Source organism: Streptomyces albireticuli (assembly GCF_002192455.1).
GTDB classification, from domain to species: Bacteria; Actinomycetota; Actinomycetes; order Streptomycetales; family Streptomycetaceae; genus Streptomyces; species Streptomyces albireticuli_B.
Genome location: NZ_CP021744.1, coordinates 6,802,399 through 6,823,290, shown reverse-complemented (window position 1 = coordinate 6,823,290; position 20,892 = coordinate 6,802,399). Strand labels below are relative to the sequence as shown.

Annotated in this window: 18 protein-coding genes and 1 pseudogene; 11 read left to right on the top strand and 8 right to left on the bottom strand. The window is 75.1% G+C overall.

The window, feature by feature from the left end:
- Positions 1-179: 179 nt before the first annotated feature.
- Positions 180-1,001, top strand: coding sequence for an AAA family ATPase (locus tag SMD11_RS29535; RefSeq protein ID WP_234366213.1), 822 nt, complete (start codon positions 180-182; stop codon positions 999-1,001).
- Between the two features lie 343 nt (positions 1,002-1,344).
- Here the strand turns inward: SMD11_RS29535 and SMD11_RS29530 are convergent, their stop codons facing one another.
- Both SMD11_RS29530 and SMD11_RS29525 read right to left on the bottom strand, forming a co-directional pair.
- Complete coding sequence (locus SMD11_RS29530; RefSeq protein ID WP_087929345.1) at positions 1,345-2,505, bottom strand: NADH:flavin oxidoreductase; 1,161 nt, start codon at positions 2,503-2,505, stop codon at positions 1,345-1,347.
- A 96-nt stretch (positions 2,506-2,601) separates the two neighbouring features.
- Positions 2,602-4,248 (bottom strand): MFS transporter, encoded by a 1,647-nt coding sequence (locus tag SMD11_RS29525; RefSeq protein ID WP_324614781.1) that lies wholly within the window; start codon positions 4,246-4,248, stop codon positions 2,602-2,604.
- Between the two features lie 133 nt (positions 4,249-4,381).
- Between SMD11_RS29525 and SMD11_RS29520 the strand changes: the two genes are divergently transcribed.
- The gene (locus tag SMD11_RS29520; protein WP_087929344.1) at positions 4,382-5,125 is read left to right on the top strand and encodes a TetR/AcrR family transcriptional regulator; all 744 of its coding nucleotides are present in this window, start codon (positions 4,382-4,384) and stop codon (positions 5,123-5,125) included.
- Positions 5,126-5,173: 48 nt separating this feature from the next.
- Here SMD11_RS29520 and SMD11_RS29515 read toward each other — a convergent pair whose 3' ends face one another.
- Complete coding sequence (locus SMD11_RS29515; RefSeq protein ID WP_234366212.1) at positions 5,174-5,842, bottom strand: hypothetical protein; 669 nt, start codon at positions 5,840-5,842, stop codon at positions 5,174-5,176.
- Between the two features lie 320 nt (positions 5,843-6,162).
- Here SMD11_RS29515 and SMD11_RS29510 point away from each other — a divergent pair, with 320 nt between their 5' ends.
- The 4 genes from SMD11_RS29510 to SMD11_RS29495 all read left to right on the top strand — a co-directional run bounded on the left by SMD11_RS29510 (position 6,163) and on the right by SMD11_RS29495 (position 10,429).
- Positions 6,163-6,663, top strand: a complete 501-nt coding sequence (locus tag SMD11_RS29510; protein WP_234366488.1) for a 2Fe-2S iron-sulfur cluster-binding protein — start codon at positions 6,163-6,165, stop codon at positions 6,661-6,663.
- Entirely contained in the window at positions 6,660-7,676 is a 1,017-nt protein-coding gene (locus SMD11_RS29505; RefSeq protein WP_087929342.1) for an FAD binding domain-containing protein, read from the top strand. The genes SMD11_RS29510 and SMD11_RS29505 overlap by 4 nt, the downstream gene beginning before the upstream one ends.
- A complete protein-coding gene (locus SMD11_RS29500) occupies positions 7,673-9,805 on the top strand; it encodes a xanthine dehydrogenase family protein molybdopterin-binding subunit (RefSeq protein WP_087929341.1) in 2,133 nt (710 codons plus the stop codon). Before SMD11_RS29505 ends, SMD11_RS29500 begins: the two co-directional genes overlap by 4 nt.
- Positions 9,806-9,907: 102 nt before the next feature.
- Positions 9,908-10,429, top strand: coding sequence for a GNAT family N-acetyltransferase (locus SMD11_RS29495; RefSeq protein ID WP_087929340.1), 522 nt, complete (start codon positions 9,908-9,910; stop codon positions 10,427-10,429).
- Between the two features lie 24 nt (positions 10,430-10,453).
- Here the strand turns inward: SMD11_RS29495 and SMD11_RS29490 are convergent, their stop codons facing one another.
- Positions 10,454-11,863 carry a selenium-binding protein SBP56-related protein gene (locus tag SMD11_RS29490; protein WP_087929339.1) on the bottom strand — a complete coding sequence of 470 codons (1,410 nt, stop codon included), beginning with the start codon at positions 11,861-11,863 and terminating at the stop codon, positions 10,454-10,456.
- A gap of 76 nt (positions 11,864-11,939) precedes the next feature.
- Positions 11,940-13,109, bottom strand: a complete 1,170-nt coding sequence (locus SMD11_RS29485; protein ID WP_418952491.1) for a MalY/PatB family protein — start codon at positions 13,107-13,109, stop codon at positions 11,940-11,942.
- Between the two features lie 124 nt (positions 13,110-13,233).
- On the opposite strand from SMD11_RS29485, the gene SMD11_RS29480 reads away from it, so the two are divergent.
- Positions 13,234-13,638 (top strand): cupin domain-containing protein, encoded by a 405-nt coding sequence (locus SMD11_RS29480; RefSeq protein WP_159395377.1) that lies wholly within the window; start codon positions 13,234-13,236, stop codon positions 13,636-13,638.
- Here SMD11_RS29480 and SMD11_RS29475 read toward each other — a convergent pair whose 3' ends face one another.
- Together SMD11_RS29475 and SMD11_RS29470 are read right to left on the bottom strand one after the other, a co-directional pair.
- Positions 13,639-16,020 (bottom strand): glycoside hydrolase family 65 protein, encoded by a 2,382-nt coding sequence (locus SMD11_RS29475; protein WP_087929336.1) that lies wholly within the window; start codon positions 16,018-16,020, stop codon positions 13,639-13,641.
- A complete protein-coding gene (locus tag SMD11_RS29470; protein WP_087929335.1) occupies positions 16,017-16,760 on the bottom strand; it encodes an HAD family hydrolase in 744 nt (247 codons plus the stop codon). Before SMD11_RS29470 ends, SMD11_RS29475 begins: the two co-directional genes overlap by 4 nt.
- 133 nt (positions 16,761-16,893) lie before the next feature.
- Between SMD11_RS29470 and SMD11_RS29465 the strand changes: the two genes are divergently transcribed.
- Both SMD11_RS29465 and SMD11_RS37390 read left to right on the top strand, forming a co-directional pair.
- On the top strand, positions 16,894-17,397 hold the full coding sequence (locus SMD11_RS29465; RefSeq protein ID WP_087929334.1) for a hypothetical protein: 504 nt from the start codon (positions 16,894-16,896) through the stop codon (positions 17,395-17,397).
- Between the two features lie 145 nt (positions 17,398-17,542).
- Positions 17,543-17,854: pseudogene (locus SMD11_RS37390) on the top strand (hemerythrin domain-containing protein); the annotation flags it as partial.
- A 268-nt stretch (positions 17,855-18,122) separates the two neighbouring features.
- On the opposite strand, the gene SMD11_RS36615 reads toward SMD11_RS37390, so the two are convergent.
- On the bottom strand, positions 18,123-18,623 hold the full coding sequence (locus tag SMD11_RS36615) for a hypothetical protein (protein WP_234366209.1): 501 nt from the start codon (positions 18,621-18,623) through the stop codon (positions 18,123-18,125).
- A gap of 245 nt (positions 18,624-18,868) precedes the next feature.
- On the opposite strand from SMD11_RS36615, the gene SMD11_RS29455 reads away from it, so the two are divergent.
- Both SMD11_RS29455 and SMD11_RS29450 read left to right on the top strand, forming a co-directional pair.
- Positions 18,869-19,327: a hypothetical protein gene (locus tag SMD11_RS29455; RefSeq protein ID WP_159395376.1), complete on the top strand. Its 459-nt coding sequence runs from the start codon at positions 18,869-18,871 to the stop codon at positions 19,325-19,327.
- A complete protein-coding gene (locus tag SMD11_RS29450; protein WP_087929331.1) occupies positions 19,320-20,684 on the top strand; it encodes an LCP family protein in 1,365 nt (454 codons plus the stop codon). The genes SMD11_RS29455 and SMD11_RS29450 overlap by 8 nt, the downstream gene beginning before the upstream one ends.
- The last annotated feature ends 208 nt before the right edge of the window (positions 20,685-20,892 follow it).

The following is a 20,892-nucleotide window of genomic DNA, read 5'->3' as shown; positions in this document are numbered from 1 at the left end:
GTCCGGCGTTTGCGGGGGCCCGGGCAAAGCCACCCGCCTGCCACCGCCCGGCCGAGCCGTACATGGGTCAACCGAACGCCCCGCCCTCGCGTCTCCCACTCCGTCCCCGGCTCCGGCCCCGGCGGGGGCCCTCGACCGTGCGAGGCTGTGGGGCACGCAGGTTCGGACAAGGGGCGGTAGTGGGCGAGACGGGCAGGCCCGGCGCGAAGGACATGGCGGGGCAGGGCGCGGGAGCCGCGACGGCGGAACCGGCGGCCGACTCCGCGGGAGGCATACCGGCGGCCGCGGCGGCCGTCGTGGGCGAGGGCCCGCACGGGCCGTCCCTGCGCCCGCGCGGGCTGGTGGATCTGCGCGGCCGGGCGGAGGTCCCGGCCGGCCTGTCCCTCTCCTATCCGGCGGGCGCCGTGGTCGTCGTCTCCGGGCTGCCCGGCAGCGGCAAGAGCACCCTGCTGCGCCGCTGGTCCGAGGCGGCGCCCGCCGTCGACCCGCGCGACGTCCACGTCGCCTGCGAGGCCGTGATGCCGGCCCGGCTGCCGTACGCGGTGTACCGGCCCTGGGCGCGGCTGGAGCACTTCCGGTGGCTGCGCTCGGCGGTGCGCGGGGGCGGGCCGTTCCTGGTGCACGACTGCGGGAGCCGGGCGTGGATGCGGCGGTGGCTGGCCCGTACGGCCGGGCGGCAGGGGCGGGAGCTGCACCTGGTGCTGCTGGACGTCGGGGCCGCCGAGGCCCTGGCCGGCCAGAAGGCGCGTGGCCGGTGGGCGCCGGAGCGGGTCTTCGCCCGGCACCGGCGGGGCCTCGACCGGCTGTTGCGCGCGCTGACCGCGGAGGCCGGAAGGACCGGCGGGACGGCGGCGCGGGTGACCACGGTCCCGGAGGCGGCCTCGGTGGTGCTGCTGGACCGGACGTCGCGGGAGCGGGTGGCGGCGGTGGAGTTCGACGGGAAGCGGCTCCGCCGGGCGGCACCGTACGCGGCGTCGGGGGTGGCGTCGGACGCGGCCTGAGGCCACCGGCCCGGCCCTCCCCGGAGGGGCGGTGTGACGCGCCCCCGGCCTGGCCCTGCGGACCTCCCCGAAGGCGCGACGCAAGGCCGCCGGTTTCCGGCCCTGCCCTCCTTGGAGCGCGGTATGACACCTCCGGCCTGGTCCTGCGGTGCGGACCTCCCCCATGGCGCGACGCAAGACCGCCGGTCCGGCCCTGCCCTCCTTGGAGGCGTGATGTGACGCCCCCGCACCCCCCGAAGGCGCGTCACGAGGGCCCGTGCCTCAGGAGGCGCGACGCGGGCCACCCGCCCGGGGCCCGCTCTCCCCGGCGGGTGCGCGCGGGTCGTCCCTCGCCGAAAGCCCCTCAGTACAGGCTCCCCAGGACACCCGTGTCGAAGGCCCTGAGTTCGTCCGTGCGGCCGCTCAGGACCTTCGCGGCCCAGTCCGGGTCGCCCAGCAGGGCCCGGCCGACCGCGACGGCGTCGAACTCGTCCCGCTCCATCCGTTCCAGGAGGGCGTCGATGCCCGCGACGCCGCTCCGTTCGCCCTGGAACGCCCGGAGGAACTCGTTGTCGAGGCCGACCGAGCCGACGCTGATCGTGGCCTTGCCGGAGAGCTTCTTCGCCCAGCCCGCGAGGTTGAGGTCCGAACCGTCGAACTCCGGTTGCCAGTAGCGGCGCGTGGAGCAGTGGAAGGCGTCGGCGCCCGCCTCGGCCAGCGGGGTGAGGAGCGCTTCGAGCTCCCGCGGCGTCCCGGCGAGCCGCGCCCCGTAGTCACCCGTCTTCCACTGGGACATCCGGAAGACGATCGGGAAGTCCGGTGCCACGGCGCGCCGGCAGGCGGCCACGACCTCCGCGGCGAAGCGGGTGCGGGAGACGGGGTCGCCCCCGTAGGCGTCGTCGCGGCGGTTCGTACGGGCCCAGAGGAACTGGTCGACGAGGTAGCCGTGGGCCCCGTGGATCTCGATGCCGTCGAAGCCGCGCTCCTCGGCGGCCGCGGCCCCGGCGGCGAAGGCGGCGATCACGTCGTCGAGGTCCTCCGGCGTCATCGCCCGGCCGGGCTCCGACCCGTCCAGGGGGATGCCCGAGGGACCGATCCTGGGGGCGCCGGGCACCGGTCCGGCGCCGGCGGTGCGCGCCATTCCCACGTGCCACAGCTGCGGGACGATCTTTCCGCCCGCCCGGTGCACGGCGTCCGCGACCGCGCCCCATCCGGCGAGGGCGTCCGCGCCGTGGAAGCGGGGGACGCGGTCGCTGGTCCCCGCGGAGGCGTGGTCGACGTAGGTCCCCTCGGTGATGATCAGGCCCACCCCGCCCGCCGCCCGCCGGGCGTAGTACGCCGCCACGTCGGCGCCGGGCACACCGCCGGGCGAGAACTCGCGGGTCATGGGCGCCATCACGACGCGGTTGCGGGCGGTGAGGCTCCCTAGGGAGAAGGGGCGGACGAGCACGTCCGTGGCGCGCGCGGCCGATGTGGTGCGGTCGGTGCTGGAGTTGGTGCTGGTGTTGGCGCTGATGCCGGGCATCGGGTCATCGTCCTTCGGTCGACGGGTGGGGTGTGGTTCTCGTTCCCGGGGGTGGCGCTGCCGGGGTGGGCGTTCCCGGGGGGGCGGCGAGTGCGGTCACTCGGCGGCGCGGTTACGGGCAGGCCCACCGTCGGTGCCCTCCGTCCGGTCGCCCCCGCCCCGCCGCTCCCCCGTCCCCCTCGCCCGTACGGCCGCCGTGACGCCCAGCGCCACCGCCGACAGCAGCACCGCCCCGACGAGGACGCCGTGCAGGCCGCTGGTGACGGCCTCGCGCACGGTGTCCCGGACGGCGGCCGGCATGTCCCCGAGCAGGGCCGGGGTCAGCGTTCCCCCGGCGGTGAGCCGGTCCGCGGCGGGGGTGCCCAGCCGTTCGGCCAGGACGCCGTCCATGCGGTGCGCGTACACGGCACCGAGCACGGCGACCCCCAGCGAGCCGCCGAGCATACGCACGAGCGTGACGGTCCCCGTGGCGGCGCCCATGTCGCGGGGGGCCGCGCTGCTCATCGTGGTGAGGAGGGTGTTCTGCATGAGGAGACCGATGCCGACGCCGATGACGAGGGTGAGGGCCGAGGCGACGGCGACCGGGGTGTCCGTGCCGAGCAGGAGGAGCAGAAGTGCGCCGAGTGCCGTGCCGGTGCCGCCGAGGACGGCGGAGGCGCTGCCCCGCCGGCCCGCGGCCAGCTGCGCCGTGAGCATGCCGAGCATCAGCGGGAGCAGCAGCAGGCCGCTGGCGGTGGAGGAGGCCCCCTGGACGAACTGCATGTACTGCGGCAGGTAGTTCACCACGGCGAGCATGACGGCGCCGACGAGGAAGCTGAGGATCTGGGCGAGGGTGAAGGCGCGGCTGCGGAACAGCCGGGGCGGGATGACGGGTTCGGCCGCGCGCCGCTCCACGCGGACGAACCAGGCGAGGGCCAGGACGGCGGTCAGGCCGAGGGCGCCGGTCCAGGGCGACGTCCAGGCGTAGCGGGTGCCTCCCCAGCTGCCCAGCAGGGTGAGGGCGAGGATGCCGGTGGTCAGCAGGGCGGCGCCGAGGTAGTCGACGCGGCCGCCGGTCCGCTCGGTGCGCAGCCGGACGCCCTTGCCGACGGCCAGCAGCGCGAGCGCGCCGACGGGCACGTTCACGTAGAACGCCCAGCGCCAGCTGAGCGTGTCGGTCAGGAAGCCACCGAGCAGGGGCCCGCCGACGAAGGCGACCGGCAGCAGCACGCCGATCATCCCCTGGCTGCGGGCCCTGTCCCGCTCGGGCACCAGCACGCCGAGGACGGAGAGCGCGCCGACCATCAGGCCGCCGGCCCCCAGGCCCTGGAGGGCGCGGAAGGCGATGAGCTGGTTCATGTCCTGTGCCGTGCCGGAGAGGACGGAGCCGGCCAGGAAGAGGACGACCGAGGACATGTAGGCGCCCTTGCGGCCGTAGAGGTCGCCGAGCTTGCCCCAGATCGGGGTGGCGGCCGCGGCGGCGAGCAGGTAGGCCGTCACCACCCAGGAGAGGTGGCCGAGTCCGCCGAGGTCGCCGACGACCGTGGGCAGCGCGGTGCTGACGATCTGCCCGTCGAGCGTGGCGAGGAAGATGCCGAGCATGAGCCCGAGGACGCCCAGGCGGGGAGGGCCCTGGGGGCCGGGCCCGGGGGCTTCGTCACCGGCGGGCGCCCCACCGGCCGCCACCTCACCGGCCCGCGCCTGCCGGGCCGGCACCTTGACGGCTCGCGCTTCACCGGCTCGTACCGCACTGTCTCCCGGCATGGGAACCCCCTCGCTGTGTACAACGTATCGATGGAGATACAACGTACACATCGCCGCGTACAGCGTCCACTCTTGATACGCTGTACACACTTCGGGGACGTGCCCCGCCACCGCCGGAAGGAGAGCGGATCCCATGGCCGGTCAGCAGACGTCAGGGAAGGCCGGGTCGGCCGAGAAGGCCCAGCTCCCCCTCTGGGAGCGCCTCGCGCGCCCGGCACCCGCGCCCCGGTCGGCCCTGACCGCCGAGCGGATCGCCTCGGTCGCCGTCGGGATCGCCGACGCGGAGGGGCTCGACGCCGTCACCATGCGGCGGCTCGCCACCGAGCTGGGCGTCGCCCCCATGGCCGCGTACCGCTATGTGACGGGGAAGGACGAGCTCCTGGAGCTGATGGTCGACTTCGTCCACGGCGAGCTGCCGCCGCCCGACGAGGCCGCCGGCTGGCGCGAGGCCATGCGGACGCTCGCCACGCGGATCCGGGACCTGACCCTGGCCCACCCGTGGCTGGCCCGTACGTCGGGGCCCGTGCTGACCCCGAATCTGCTGGCCGTGCCGGAGCGCGCGCTGACCGCCCTCGACGGCCTGGGCCTGGACGCCGACTCGGCGATGGCCGTCTTCCACACCGTCATCGCCTACGTGCGCGGCTCCGTCGGCTCCGAGATCCGGCTGGCCCGGCTGCGGGAGGAGCGGGGCTGGTCCGACGGCGAGGAGACCAGGGAGGGGCTGGCGCCGCAGATGGGCTGGCTCCTGGGCACCGGCCGGTACCCCGCGTACCTGCGCTACGCCCGTGAGTCCACCCGCAAGGACGATCCCCTCTGGCAGTTCGAGACGGGGCTGGACTGCGTCCTCGACGGGATCGCCGCCCGGATGGGCATCTGACCCCGGCCGGCTTCGGCCCCCTGGCATCAGCCCCGCCTCGCCCCGGCCTCAGCCGCCCGCGCCGGGCGGCCTGTTGTCCGGCGCGCCGTCGCCGTGCGGGGGCAGGTCGCCGCGCCGGGGCATGTCGGGGCGTTCCCGCAGCGGCGGCAGGACGCGGTCCAGCTCCTCGTCGTCTGCGCGGTGGACGGACCGGACGGCCTCCCGCAGGATCGCGCGGTCCGCGTCGCCCGGCCGGGCGCTCACGGTGACCGTGCGGCCGTCGTCGGCCAGTTCGTACTCCTGCCCCTCACCCGACGTGCGGAACACCAGGTCGCCCTCGCGCTCGCACGTCTCCTTCGCGGCCCCGGCCGCGTCCGGGGTACGCGGGCAGTCCTGCCGCGGCCGGCGCTCGGCCCGGACCGTGAGCGGGCCGCCCTTGCCCGGGCCCGCCCCCACGGCGACGTACGAGCCGGAGAAACCGTCGTCCCCCGAGACGCCGACGGACTGCTCGGCGAGCGCGAAGCCCCGCACCTCGATCACGTACACCATGTCGGCCGTGGTGCCGATGGCCCGCGCGCGGGCCTCCAGCCCGGCCCGGTCGGCCCGGCCGGCCCGCTCGGACCGCCGGTCGGCCGCGGTGTGCGACCGCGCGGCGCTCCGTTCCGTGCCACAGGCCGTCAGGGTCAGGGGGAGCAGCAGCGCTCCCACGGCCAGGGCGGCCGACAAGGATCGATTCATACGAACATTCTGTCGATCCGGCGGTGCGGCGCGGGCGCCGCTCCCGCCGTACGGCCGGAAAGAGGCGGAGAAGCGCGGAAAGGCGCAGGTGACGGCCGGCACCCGGCGGTCCGGGGCCGAACGGGTGCCGTGCGCGCCCGTGGCGTTTGCGCGGGGCGGGAGGGGGGACCTCGTCACGGTGCCGATGGGACCCGAGTGAAAGGCGTGGCACCGTGGCAGCGCATTCCGCCCAGGACGGGCCCCCTCCCCCGAGGCCCGTCCCCTCGTCCTCCGCCGCCCCCGGCTCCCCGGCGGCCGCGGCCTCCTCGACGTCCTCGGCCGTGACGCTCCATGTCAACGGCACCGCCCACCGGCTGACCCTCGACAACCGCACCACCGTCCTCGACGCCCTGCGCGAGCACCTGGACCTGACGGGCACGAAGAAGGGGTGCGACCACGCCCAGTGCGGCGCGTGCACGGTGCTGGCCGACGGGAGGCGCGTGAACAGCTGCCTGCTGCCGGCGGTCGCCCAGGACGGCGTGGAGATCACCACCGTGGAGGGCCTGGCCGGCGGCGGCACACCGCACCCGCTCCAGCGGGCGTTCCTCGACCGCGACGGCTTCCAGTGCGGCTACTGCACGCCCGGCCAGCTCTGTTCGGCGGTCGGCGCGATCGCCGAGGCCGCCGCGGGCCAGCCGTCCCATGTCACGCCCCTGTCGGCGCCTCCCGGCGCGCCCGTGCCCCTCTCTCCCGACGAGATCCGCGAGCGGATGAGCGGCAACCTGTGCCGGTGCGGCGCGTACGTCAACATCGTCGCCGCGATCGAGGACGTGACGCGGTGAAGGAGTTCGCCTACACCCGACCCGCCGACGTCGGCGCGGCGATCGCCGCCCTGTCCGGCCGCCCGGACGGCGCGTTCCTCGGCGGCGGCACCAACCTCGTCGACCTGATGAAGCTGGGCGTCACCACGCCCGCCCTTCTCGTCGACATCAGCCGGCTGCCGCTCACGGAGATCGAGGAGCGGCCCGACGGAGGCCTGACGATCGGCGCGAACGTCCGCAACGGCGACCTGGCCGCCCACCCGGCCGTACGGACCCGCTATCCCGCCCTGTCGCAGGCCGTGCTGGCCGGCGCGTCCGGGCAGATCCGCAACGCGGCCACCACGGGCGGGAACCTCCTCCAGCGCACCCGCTGCCTCTACTTCCAGGACGTGGGCAAGCCGTGCAACAAGCGCCTCCCGGGCAGCGGCTGCCCGGCCCGGGACGGCGTGCACCGCGACCTGGCCGTGCTCGGCCACTCCCCGCACTGTGTGGCGACCCACCCCTCCGACATGGCCGTCGCCCTCGCGGCCCTGGACGCGGTCGTCCACCTGCGCGGCCCGGACGGCGAACGGGCGGTGCCGCTCACCGACTTCCACCGGCTGCCCGGCGAGGAGCCCCACCGCGACACGGTCATCGGCCCGGCCGAGCTCGTCACCGCCGTCGGCCTGCCGCCCGCGCCGGCCGGCCCGTCCGCCTACCGCAAGGCCCGCGACCGTGCCTCGTACGCCTTCGCGCTCGCCTCCGTCGCCGCCGCGCTGGAGGTGCGGGACGGCGTGGTGCGCGAGGCGCGCCTGGCCTTCGGCGGCCTGGCCCACAAGCCGTGGCGGGCCCGCGCGGCGGAGGACGTTCTGCGCGGCGCCCCCGCCGGCGAGGAGGCTTTCGCTCGGGCCGTCGACACCGAGCTGGCCGCGGCGGAACCGCTGCGCGACAACGGCTTCAAGGTGCCGCTCGCCCGTGCCCTCGCCGTGCGCGTCCTCGCCGGGCTCGCCGGCCTGCCGGAACAGGACGCGGCGACAGGAGGAACCGGCCGATGAGCCCTGCCAGCCCCGCCGGCACACCGGGCGGCGCCGACGGCGCCCCCGTCCGTCTGGAAGGCCTGCTGAAGGTCACCGGAGCCGCCCGCTACGCCGCCGAGCACACCCCGCCCGGCACCGTCTACGCCTGGCCCGTCCCGGCCCGCGTCGCCCGCGGCCGGGTCGTCGCGGTCGACGACGGCCCGGCGATGGCGGAGCCCGGGGCCCTCGCCGTGCTCACCCACGAGAACGCGCCGCGCCTGAAGGAGACCGACGACGCCACCCTCCTCGTCCTCCAGGACGACCGGGTGCCGCACCGCGGCTGGTACGTCGCCCTGACCGTCGCCCGCACCCTGGAGGCGGCCCGCGCGATGGCCGAGGCGGTGGTGGTCTCCTACGAACCCGAGGGCCACGACGCCGTCCTGACCCCGGACCACCCCGGTCTGTACATCCCCGAAGAGGTCAACGCGGGCTTCCCGGGCAGCCGCGAGCGCGGCGACTTCGACGCGGCGTACGCGGCCGCCGCCGTGCGCGTCGACGCCACGTACACCCTGAGGGCCCTGCACAACCACCCCATGGAGCCGCACGCCACGACCGCCCGCTGGGAGGACGGGCGGCTGTTCGCCCACGACTCCAGCCAGGGCGCCACGACCGTGCGGGAGACGCTGGCCGGGCTGTTCGGCATGGACAAGCGGCTGATCACCGTCGTCTCCGAGCACGTGGGCGGCGGCTTCGGCTCGAAGGGCACCCCGCGCCCGCAGGTGGTCCTGGCCGCGATGGCGGCCCGGCACACCGGGCTGCCCGTCAAGCTCGCGCTGCCCCGCGCGCAGCTCGCGGCCGTCGTCGGCCACCGGCCGCCGGTGCTCCAGCGGGTCCGGCTCGGCGCCGGCGAGGACGGGGTGATCCGGGCGCTCGCGCACGAGATCGTCACCCAGACCTCCACCGTCCGGGAGTTCGTGGAGCAGGCCGCCGTCCCCGCGCGCACCATGTATGTCTCGCCGCACAGCCGGACCGTGCACCGGGCCGTCGCGCTCGACGTGCCGAGCCCGTCGTGGATGCGGGCGCCGGGCGAGGCCTCGGGGATGTACGCGCTGGAGTGCGCGATGGACGAGCTGGCCTGTGCCGCCGGGCTGGACCCGGTCGAGCTGCGGATCCGCAACGACACCGCGACCGAGCCGGACAGCGGGAAGCCCTACAGCAGCCGGCACCTCGTGGAGTGCCTGCGCGAGGGCGCGCGGCGCTTCGGCTGGGACGCCCGGGACCCGCGCCCCCGGTCCCGGGCCGAGGGCCGGCTGCTGATCGGCACCGGGGTGGCCTCCGCCAGCTACCCGGTCTTCCTGGCGCCCTCGCGGGCGCAGGCGCGGGCGGAGCGGGCCGCGGACGGGGTCCGCTTCCTGGTGCGGACCGACGCCACGGACATCGGTACGGGCGCCCGTACCGTCCTCGCCCAGATCGCGGCGGAGGCGCTCGGCGTGCCCCTGGAGCGGGTCGGCGTCGAGATCGGCAGCACCGACCTGCCGGCCGCGCCGCTCGCCGGGGGCTCCGCCGGCACCGCGTCGTGGGGCTGGGCCGTGCACAAGGCCTGCCGCGCGCTGGGCGGGCTGCTCGCCGAGCACGGCGGCACGGTGCCGCCGGAGGGCCTCGCCACCACCGCCGACACCGCGGACGACGTCCCCGCCGAGCCGCGCCACGCGAAGGCGGCGTTCGGCGCGCACTTCGCGGAGGTGGCGGTCGACGCCGACACCGGGGAGACCAGGGTCCGCCGGCTGCTGGGCGTCTACGCCGCGGGCCGGATCCTCAACGCCCGCACCGCGCGGAGCCAGTTCATCGGCGGGATGGTGATGGGCCTGGGCATGGCGCTGCTGGAGGGCAGCACCCTGGACCCCCGGTTCGGCGACTTCGCCGAGCGCGACCTCGCCTCGTACCACGTGCCGGCCTGCGCGGACGTCCGGGACGTGGAGGCACACTGGATCACGGAGGAGGATCCGCACCTCAACCCGCTGGGCGGCAAGGGCATCGGGGAGATCGGCATCGTCGGGACCGCCGCGGCGATCGCCAGCGCGGTGCACCACGCGACGGGCGTCCGCGTCCGCGGCCTGCCGGTCACGCCGGACAAGCTGATCGGCGCGGCGGGCGGGCCCGGCCGGTGATCCGGTACGGCTGCCGGGTCCGCCGCGCGCACCCCCCGAAATAGCTGGAAATATGCTTGTAACACTCACTGGGTAAGGTCCCGCCGCCAGGAGGGATTACCCATGCGAGACAGCGGTGCGGGGATACGGACCCGCCCGGGGACGTCCGGCCATCTCGGCCGGCTCACCGAGATCTACAACCACTACGTGGCGCACACCCCGATCACGTTCGACATCGAGCCCGTCTCCGTCGAGGAGCGCGCGGAGTGGCTGGCGGACCACCCGGACGGGGGCCGGCACCGGCTCCTGGTCGCGGAGGACACGCCGACGGGCGAGGTGCTCGGCTATGCCTCCAGCAGCGCGCTGCGCCCGAAGCGGGCCTACGAGACCTCGGTGGAGACCAGTGTCTACCTCGCCCCCGAGCACACCGGGCGCGGTGTCGGCGGCCTGCTCTACGAGGCCCTGTTCGCGGCGCTCGCGGACGAGGACGTGCACCGGGCGTACGCGGGGGTGACGCAGCCGAACGAGGCGTCGATGCGGCTGCACGAGCGGTTCGGTTTCGGGGCGGCGGGCGTGCACCGGGAAGTGGGGCGGAAGTTCGGGCGGTTCTGGGACGTGGCGTGGCTGGAGAAGCCGCTGCGGTAGCCGCGCCGGGGACCCGCGGGCGGGCTACGAGCGGTGGCAGTACGAGTCCGAGGACGCGTCGCCGCCCTGGAGCCGGGTCTGGTGCACCCGCAGGCCCTCGAAGTCCGCTCCGTGCGGGAAGAAGTCCGGGTCGGCCGTGAGCCCGCCCCGGACCGGGTCGGCGTCGAGCTTGATCAGCCAGGGGTCGACGCCCTCCGGGTAGATCTGGTCGTCCCACGAGCCGTACAGCGAATTGGTCAGGTACACGCGGCGCCCGTCCCGGCTCACCTCGACCATCTGCGGGCCGCCGGTGAGCGGGGTGCGCGGCCGGCCGGGGTGCGGGGCGCGGTCGACGACCCCGCCCAGCCGGACCGAGGCCGTCCGGCGCGGCCGGAAGGGGTCGGTGACGTCGTACTGGAACAGCTCGCCGGTGCCCCACGCCGAGACGTAGAGCAGGCGGTCGTCCACCGACAGATTGATGTCGGTCACCAGCGGCGGGACCGCGCCGAACGGCCGGAGCGCCGGAGGCAGATCCTCCGCCTTGGCGGGCTCGGCCGGGATGGTGATCACCTTGCGCACCGCGAACGCACCGCTGTCCTCCCGGTACCACAGCCAGACGGACGCCGACAGGTCCGTCACGTCCACGACGACCCCGGCGAAGCCCCAGGCCGCCTCGGGGTCGTGCGCGGGCCGCAGCTCCAGCACCATCTGGTGGTGGTCACCGAGGTCCACCCGCTGGAGGTGGCGGCCGGTGTCCAGCTCCCAGAAGTGCAGGGCGTGGCCGTACGCGCGGCCCAGCAGCAGCTCCGGGTCGATCCCGTCCTCGATCATCGAGGGGGTGCCCCACTCGCTGGTGACCGCGGTGTTGTGGCGCAGGTGCCACCACACGTCGTAGGCCAGCCGCTGCGGGCCGCGGTCGGTCTCCCAGGCGCGCAGCACCTCCGTGCCGTCGTGGGAGAGCAGCGCCACGCCGCCGGGGCCGTCCCGGCCGTCCGCGCCGCCCAGGCAGGACAGGAAGACGCCGTCGGGGCCGCAGTGCAGGGTGTGCGGGCGCGAATAGCCCGCCCGCGCGGCCAGTTCGCCGGGCTCGACCGTGCGCACCAGGCGCGGCCGGGCCGGGTCGGGGTGGGTGTCGAAGACGTACAGCCGGGACGAGCGCAGTCCCGGTACGAGCAGATAGCGCCGCTCGGCGTGGTGGTGGCCCGCGTGCGCGAGCGCGCTGGAGCAGGCGTTCCAGCCGAAGTGGTGCAGCTCGTCGCCCAGGTGCGGGACGTCGGCGCGGCTCAGCACCCGCCCGTACGACGCCGAGCCGGGGTCCGTGTCGACGGTGAACAGGGCGTCGGGCCGGCGTGCGCTCCGGTCGAAGCCCACGAGGTAGGCGAGCCTCTCCGGCGGCGCCGCGATGGCCTCCGCCGGAGAGCGGTACAGCGTCGGGTCGTTCGCTCGGGAAGGCACGGCGCCGAGCCTGACACACCTGTCACCCTCTGCCAAGTGCGCCTGAGATCACGGTGGTTGGATCATTCCGGCAGGCTTATCCGAGCGCTTTCGCCATCCGGTGCACGGCCTCCGTGACGATCTCCGGCGACGTGCCGAAGTTCAGCCGCACGTGCCCCGCCCCGCCCGAGCCGAAGGGCAGCCCGCCGGTCAGCGCGACGCGGCCCCGCGCCAGGAACACCGCGGCCGGGTCGTCGCCGAGGCCCAGCGCCCGGCAGTCCAGCCACGCCAGGCACGTCGCCTCCGGCGGCGCGTACCGCACGCCGGGCAGGTGGTGCGCCAGCAGGTCGGCGAGCAGCCGGCGGTTCTCGTCCAGACCGCGCAGCACGCCGTCCAGCCAGTCGCCGCCGTGCCGCAGGGCCGCGGCGTGACCGACGACGCCCAGGTGGCTCGGGCCGTGACTCACGATGTAGGGGATCCGCTCCAGGTCCGCGGCGGCCTCCGGGCCCGCGACGGCCAACGCCGCCTTCACGCCCGCCAGGTGCCACCCCTTGGAGGCCGACATCACCGAGAAGGCGCTCCCGGTGCCGGGCACCGACAGATACGGCACGAACTCCGCGCCCGGCAGCACCAGCGGCGCGTGGATCTCGTCCGCCACGACCCGCAGGCCGTGGGCCGCCGCCAACTCGGCGACGGTGGCCAGCTCCTGGGCCGTGTGCACGGTGCCGGTGGGGTTGTGGGGGCTACAGAGCAGGTACGCGGCCCGCCGCCCGCCGGCTGTGGCCCGTGCGAAGGCCTCCTCCAGCGCGGCCGGGTCGATGCGGTGTCCGTCGTCCAGCGGGGCCTCCACCACCCGTCGGTCCATATGTTCCATGAATCCGTAGAACGGTGGATACACAGGGGAGTTCACGACGACGGTGTCCCCCGGACCGGTGATCAGACGCAGGACTTCCACGACGCCCTGCATCACGTCCGGCACGATCGCGGTATGCGCCGCCACCACGCCGTCCCAGCCCCACCGCTCCCGGGCGAACGCGTCGAGCGCCTCCGCGTACGCCGTCCCGGAGGCATACCCGGTGTCGCCCCGCGCGACCGCCTCCGTGAGGGCGCGCGCCACCGGTTCGGCGAGCGGCGCGTCCATCTCGGCAACCCACAGCGGCAGCACGTCCGGCGGATGGGTGCGCCACTTCGCGCTCGTACGCAGCCGCAGCTCGTCCAGGGAGAGCCGGCGCAGCGGTTCGGTCATGTCAACAGGCATAGGAACCATTGTGCTCGCCGGCGTCAACCGCAGAGGGGACCGCTCGGAGCATCCTCCGTGGGTCCCGTACCCAGAAGCCTGGAGTGAGCCCGGCGAACCCGGGCAGCACACCGGAACGAGAGGGAAACTCATCGTGTTCAGGGAGCAGCCGGTCAGCGAGACCATGGCCGAAGGCGGGATCGTCCTTCCCTTGCCTCCCGGAATGACCGACGCCGCGCACGTCGTGGTCCACCGGACCACGATGCCGCCCGGCGCGCGGACCGGATGGCACTACCACCCCGGCACCCTCGTCGGTGTCGTCACCGGTGGCACGCTCACCCACTACTGGGCGGACGGCCACATCAGCCGGCACCCCGCGGGGACGAGCTTCATCACCGGCGGGCCCGGCCACATACACGATGGCCGCAACGAAGGGGACGACCCCCTGGTCATGCTGCTCACCTACATCAACTCCGCGGACGCGCGCCTGGCGGTGGACGTCCCGCCCCTCTTCCCCGATCCCCTGTTCCCCGATCCGGTCCTGCACGTCGGCCGGTGATCACGCCGGGCCGTCCGGCTCCGGCCGGGTGGCGGCCCAGCCCCGGTGGGCCGGTCGCCGGCCCGCCGGCTGGGCCGGCTCCGGCGGCTCCTGGAGGCCCGGCACCTTCCGGCTCTCCGAGCGCCCCGGCGTCACCGTCAGCGGCTCGCAGAAGTGCTCGATCTCCAGCTCCGGCCCCTCGACCAGGGTGTACGTCGCCACCGAGTCGGTGATCTCCACCCGCAGCCTGCGCTGCCGCACCTGCACGGTGAACGCGACGCGGCGCAGCTGCTCGGGGAGCCGGGGGGCGAAGGAGACGACGCCGTCGCACTGCCGCATCCCGCCGAACCCCGAGACCAGGGCGATCCAGGTGCCCGCGAGGGAGGCGATGTGCACCCCGTCGCGGGTGTTGCTCTCCAGGTCGGAGAGGTCCATCATCGCGGCCTCGCCGAGGTAGTCGTACGCCAGCCGCAGATGGCCCACCTCGGCGGCCATCACGGCCTGGACACAGGCCGAGAGGGAGGAGTCCCGGACCGTCAGCGGCTCGTAGTAGGCGAAGTTGCGGGCCTTCTGCTCGTCGGTGAAGGCGTCGCCGCGCAGCACCATGGCCAGCACCAGGTCCGCCTGCTTGACCACCTGCTTGCGGTAGATGTCGAAGTAGGGGAAGTGCAGCAGCAGCGGGTAGCGGTCGGTGTCCGTGCCGGCGAAGTCCCAGTGCTGGTGCCCGGTGAAGCCGCGGGACTGCTCGTGGACGCCGAGCACCGGGTCGAAGGGCAGCGCCATCCGGGCGGCCGCGTCGCGCCACGCCGCGGTCTCCTCGTCGTCCACCCCGAACTCGGCCGCGAGGTCGGGGTGGCGCTCGGCGACGTCCGCCGCCGCCCGCAGGTTCCGCTGCGCCATCAGGTTGGTGTAGACGTTGTCGTCCGCGACCGCGCTGTACTCGTCGGGGCCCGTCACCCCGTCGATGTGGAACTCGCCCTGGTGGTCGTGGTGGCCCAGCGAGCGCCACAGCCTGGCGGTCTGGATCAGCAGCTCCATGCCCACCTCGCGCTCGAAGACCTCGTCGCCCGTGGCGGTCATGTAGCGCACCACGGCGTCCGCGATGTCCGCGTTGACATGGAACGCGGCCGTGCCGGCCGGCCAGTACGCCGAGCACTCGTCGCCGTTGAGGGTCCGCCAGGGGAACGCCGCCCCCTGGAGGCCGAGCAGCCGTGCCCGTTTGAGCGCGGCGGGCAGGGTCGCGTGCCGCCAGCGCAGCGGCTGCGCCGCCGCCAGCGGTGCCGTGCACGTCAGCACCTGGAGGACGAACGTCTCGCTGTCCCAGAAGCTGTGCCCGTCGTACCCCGGGCCGGTCAGCCCCTTGGCGGCGATCGCCCGGCACTCCGCCCGCGCGCCCGCCTGGAGCACGTGGAACAGCGCGAACCGCACGGCCTGCTGGATCTCCGCGTCGCCGTCGACCTCGACGTCGGCCCGGTCCCAGAACTCGTCGAGATAGGCCCGCTGCTCGGCGCAGAGCCCGTCCCAGCCGGTGCTCTTGGCGCCCGCCAGCGCCGCGTCGACCTGGTCGTGCATCGCGGACAGCGAGCGGACCCCCGACCAGCCGTAGGCGACCGTCTTCTCCAGCCGCAGCCGCTCGCCGGGGCGCAGCACCGTGGTCACCGTGAACCGGCTGAGGTTCTCGCTGCACTTGGAGTACGTCTTCGTCTCCTGCGGGCCGTCCACCCGGTGTTCCGCGGCCGCGGCCACCCGCAGCCCGCTGCGCTGGGTGCGGTGCACCAGGCGCAGCCGGCCCTCCTCGGCCGCGTGCTCCTCCGGGACCAGCGGGGACTCCAGCACCGCGGCCACCCGGGGGTCGCCGCCCGCCGCCGGCAGCTGCTCGTTGGCCACCAGCTCCGACTGGAGGACGATCCGCGTCTCGGAGTCGACCGCCTCCACCTCGTAGGCGATGGCCCCGACGGACCGCTGGGTGAAGGAGACCAGCCGGGTCGAGCGCACCCGCACCGTGCGGCCCGACGGCGACGTCCACTCGGCCTGGCGGGTCAGCAGCCCCGAGCGGAAGTCCAGTACCCGCTCGTGCGCCACCAGCCGGCCGTAGCGCAGGTCGAACGGCTCGTCGTCGACGAGCAGCCGGATCAGCTTGCCGTTGGTGACGTCGATGACGGTCTGGCCCGACTCCGGGTAGCCGTAGCCCGCCTCGGCGTACGGCAGGGGCCGCAGCTCGTACACCCCGTTGAGGTACGAGCCGGGCAGGCCGTGCGGCTCGCCCTCGTCGAGGTTGCCGCGCCAGCCGATGTGCCCGTTGGCGAGCGCGAAGACCGACTCGCTCTGCGGCAGCACGTCGAGGTTGAGCGCCGTCTCGCGCAGGCACCAGGGTTCGACCGCGTAGGCCGGATGGGTGATCACGGTGCGTCTCCCAGGAGTTCGTCGAGGTCCCCCACCACCAGGTCCGCGCCGTGCTCGCGCAGCGCCCCGGCCTGGCCCACCCGGTCCACGCCGACGACGAGGCCGAACGCCCCGGCGCGGCCGGCCTCCATGCCCGCCAGGGCGTCCTCGTAGACCGCGGCCTGCCGGGGCTCGACGCCGAGGTCGTGGGCCGCGGCGAGGAAGGTGTCGGGGTGGGGCTTGCCCGGCAGGCTCCGCTCGGCGGCGACCACGCCGTCGATCCGGACCTCGAAGAGGTCCTCGATGCCCGCCGCGACGAGGACGTCGCGGCAGTTGGCGCTGGAGGAGACCACGGCGCGGCGCAGCCCGGCGTCCCGCGCCGCCCGCACGTAGCGGACCGAGCCCTCGTACGGCTGCACGCCCAGCTCCTCGATCTTCTCCAGCACGATCGCGTTCTTCCGGGTGCCGAGGCCGTGCACGGTGTCCGCCTCCGGCGGGTCGTCCGGCCGGCCCTCGGGGAGGCTGATGCCCCGGGAGGCGAGGAAGGACCGCACGCCGTCGGCCCTGGGCATGCCGTCCACGTAGGCGTCGTAGTCCTCGACCTCGTCGAAGGGCCGGAAGCCCGCCCCGTCGCGCGACCGCAGGAAGGCGTCGAACATCTCCTTCCACGCCGCCGCGTGCACGGTCGCGGTGCGGGTCAGGACGCCGTCGAGGTCGAAGAGACAGGCACGGATGTCAGGGGGAAGCCCGAGGCTCGTCACCCGGCCATGATGCCCCGGGCCGGGCGCGGGCGCGCGCCTGCGGGCGCCGCTCCGGCCCGGGGCGGGCCGAGGCGGGCTACAGGCTCGGGTAGGGCGGTGCGGGGTGCGGCGAAGGGCCCCGTAAAGTGATCAAATGACCCACGCCGTTGATGCCGTCGATGCCGCAGCGATCGCCCTGGGCGAGCGCACCTGGATCCCGCACGACGAGGAACGCGCCCTCGGCCAAGCGTTCCTCGGCCACCGCGACGCGGTGGAGCCGCGCCTCCTGCCGGGCATGCCCCCGCACAGCGACCCGCAGGGGTGGGTGACCCAGCACGTGCTGTGGCTGGAGGACGTGTCGGCGCTGGCCGCGGGCGTCCGCGACCAGTGGTACGGCTATCTGCCCACGAGCCATATGACGGCGCTGGTCTCCGCCTACGCCGAACAGGCCGCCGCCGTGCTCCCGCTCGCCGACCACCTGCGCGAGCGGTGGCACGCCGAGCCGCCGGAGCTGCTCACCGAGGAGCAGGTCACCTGGTGGGAGGAGTGGCACCTGCCGCCCGCGCAGCGCCAGCAGCTCGACGCGGTGACGCACCGTCTGGTGGTCATCGGCTCGGTCGTGGTCGCGGCGGTCACCGGGGCCTGGCACAACGACTGAGCGGCCGGTCCGCACCGCGCGGAGGGTCACCCGGACGGCGCAGCGCGGGTGGCCCGGCCGCCGGGTGCCCGGCCGGAGCGGATCCCGGCCGGGCGTGGCAGCGTGGTTCCCGACGCAGTCACGCACGAGGCGAAGGGACGGTCCCATGACCCGCACGGACATCATCACCGAGCTGGAGACCGACCACCGGGTGATCGAGGCGCTGTTCACGTGGATCCACCGGACCCCCATCGAGGACACCGGGCGCGAACGCCTCCTCCAGGAGGCGGCCGGCGAGCTGGCGCGGCACGCGGCGGCCCAGGAGCGGTACCTCTACCCGGCCGTCCGCTCCTGTCTGCCCGGCGGTGACGCGTTCGTCGAGAAGGAGAACGCGGGGCAGGAGCGGCTGACGGCCATGCTGCGCGGGCTGGAGTCCTGCACGGTGCTCGAACCCGGCTTCGACGGCCGCGTCCGCGCGCTGGAGCGCGAGGTCTCCCAGCACATCCGGCACGAGGAGCACGACCTCTTCCCGACGCTGCGGCAGGGCTGCCCGCTGGAGACCCTCCAGCGCCTGGGGACGCAGGTGCGCGAGGACCGCGCCCGGGACCGCGCGGCGGCGGGGGGTTCGGCGGCGACGGTGCGGAGTGTGCTGGCGGGGGCGGGGCGGTGTGAGGGGCGGGGGCTCGGCGGGCGGGCCTTCACCCACGGGGCTTCGTGGCCGGGCTTCCGGGCACGGCCCTCGCGGGTCACCGGACGCGGAGGGTGCGGACGGGTGAGCCGCCGAGCCGGTCGGGGCGCGGGTCCCGGGCGGCGTCCAGGCCGTAGAGCACCCCGCGGAGCTGGAGGGTGCCCGAGCGCCGGGCGCGCACCCGCGCCTCGACCCGCGCGGCCGCCTCGGACGCCACCGGCGCACCGCAGGTCACGGTCTGCCAGGTGCCCCGGGCGCCGGTGCGCTGCTCGACGCAGGCGCGCAGATAGCGCGCCGCGTCGTCACCGGCGCGGCCGTCGCCGCTGACCCGTACGGTCTGGCCGGTCCGGACGGGGTGGGCGGGCGCGGCGATCCTCATCACCCCCTCGGTGTTCCTCACCCCTTCGGCCGTCGCGGGGGACGCGGTCAGGGCGAGCGCGGCGAGGCCGAGCGCCCCGGCGGCGGCCGCCCGCAGGGCCGTGACCAGTGGCGTCCGGAACAGAGGGGTCCGTGAGCGGCGCCTTACGCGGAGCTTCACGGTCCTTTTCGTGGAATTCATACTTTCCATGGCAACTCCACACCAATGAGCCGTCATTGGCACTGATTCGAGGAATGAGACGGTACGTTCCCCGGGTGCGTTGTCTCCTCGCGTGTCACTGTCCCGTAACGGCCGGGTGGTCCGGCGGCGGACCGGGCCGGGGGGCGTGGGCGGCGGGACGGCCCGCGATCACCTCCCCGACACTTGCTATATTGCGCAAATATGCAAGGCGAGCCGGGCTCGCACCCGACCGATGGGGAGCACGCATGGGTGGCAGGCCGACCGCGAAACCGCGGCGGAGAACGGGCGGACGGGGCCGGCGGGCCGTGGTGCCGCTGCTCGTCCCGGCGGCGCTGATCGCCTCGGGTGCCGCCGTGGACGCGGCCCGCGGCCCCGGGCTCGGCCGGCTCTTCACCGCGGCCGCCGCGACGGCCGCGGCCCTGGCCGCCCTGACGGCCCCGCGCGGCCGCGCCTGGTGCGCGGCGGCGCTGCCGCCCCTGGTGATAGCCGCCGTCGCCGCCGTCGCCCAGCTCCTGACGGACGCTTCCGTCCCGCACACCGGCGCGACGGCCATGACCGCCGGGGTCCGCTGGGCGATGGACACCTTCCCGGCGATCGCCGCCGCCGAGACCGCCGCCGCCGTGGTGCTCACACTGCGCGCCGTACGCCCCGGCCGGTCCGGACGCCCCGGCCGGCGACGGCGCGGGAGGGCCGCGCATGCCTGAGTACCCCCGGACCGCTCCCAGGAGGACCACGGGAGCGCCCGCGCCCCGGCGCACCTCGGTGCCCGCGCCCAGGAGGACGGGCGGCGCCCCGCGGCGGCCCGCACCGCGCCGCCGCGGGGCGCGGCGGGCCAGGGCCGCCGGCCTCGCCCGCCTGGCGGTGTGCCTCACCTCGGCGGCCGTGATGCTCACCAGCGGCGTCGGCTGGTTCGCCTACCACTGGCTGAACAACGGCCTCATCACCTCGCACGCGCTCGACGCGCTGCGCGACGGCGCGCCCCGGGGCCGCGACGGCGCGGTGAACGTCCTGCTGATCGGCCTGGACAGCCGGAGGGACATGAACGGCAACGCCCTCCCCAAGGAGTTCGTCGAGCGGGAACTGCACGCCGGGTCCAGCGAGATCGGCGGCTACAACACCAACACGCTGATCCTGATGCACATCCCGGCGGACGGCGGGAAGGTCACCGCCTTCTCCATCCCGCGCGACGACTACGTCGAGATCGCCGGCGGCCGTGGCGAGCACAAGATCAAGGAGGCGTACGGCCTGGCCAAGGCGGAGGCGGAGGAGAAGCTGATCGCCGAGGGCGTCCGGGGCGCGGACCTGGAGCACCGGGGCAGGGAGGCGGGCCGCGAGGCCACGCTGGCGACGGTCCAGAAGTTCCTCGGCGTGCCGATCGACCACTTCGCCGAGGTCAACCTCCTCGGCTTCTACGACATCGCCAAGGTCGTCCAGCCGGTCCAGGTGTGCCTGAAGAAGCCCGTGCGCGACCGCTACTCCGGCGCGGACTTCCCCGCCGGGGTGCAGGACCTCGACGCCCGGCAGGCCCTGTCGTTCGTCCGGCAGCGCCACGGCCTGGACGGCGGCGACCTCGACCGTACGCGCCGTCAGCAGGCCTTCCTGTCCTCCGTCACGCACAAGCTCAAGTCCCAGGGCGTATGGGGCGACGTCGGCAAGCTCCAGGGGCTCTTCGACGTCGTCAAGAAGGACGTCGTCATCGACGACCGCTGGAACATCCTGGACTTCGCCCGGCAGGCGCCCAACCTCACCGGGGGCAACGCGGAGTTCCACACCCTGCCGATCGAGGGGTTCGCGACGCGGAAGGGGGAGGCGGTGAACCTCGTCGACGCGGACCGGGTGCGGGCGCTGGTGGGGAAGATGATCGGGGCGGGGGCGACGCCGTCGGCGGGGGGCGGTGACGCGAAGCCGGGCGGTCCGGCGAGTGGTTCGCCGACCGGGTCGGCGGGCGGGTCGGCGGGCGGGTCGGGCGGTGGCGGTGCCGCGTCCAGGCATGCGCCGGTGCCGTCGGATGCGTTTCAGGGGCCGGCGGTGGAGATGGGTGGGGTGCCGTGCGTCGACTGAGGCGGGTGGGGGGGCGGGCCGCTGCGCGGGGCTTGTTCCCCAGCCCCGCCCCTTCCCGTAACCGGGGGCTTCGCCCCGGGCCCCCGGCCGCGCTGACGCGCGGTGGCCTCAAACGCCGGCCGGGCTGGATCGTGCCCCTGTCCGAGGCCGGCTTTCCCTTGTGCCGGGGGCGGCTTTCCAGCCCGGTTCCGGGCAACAAATCAGCCCG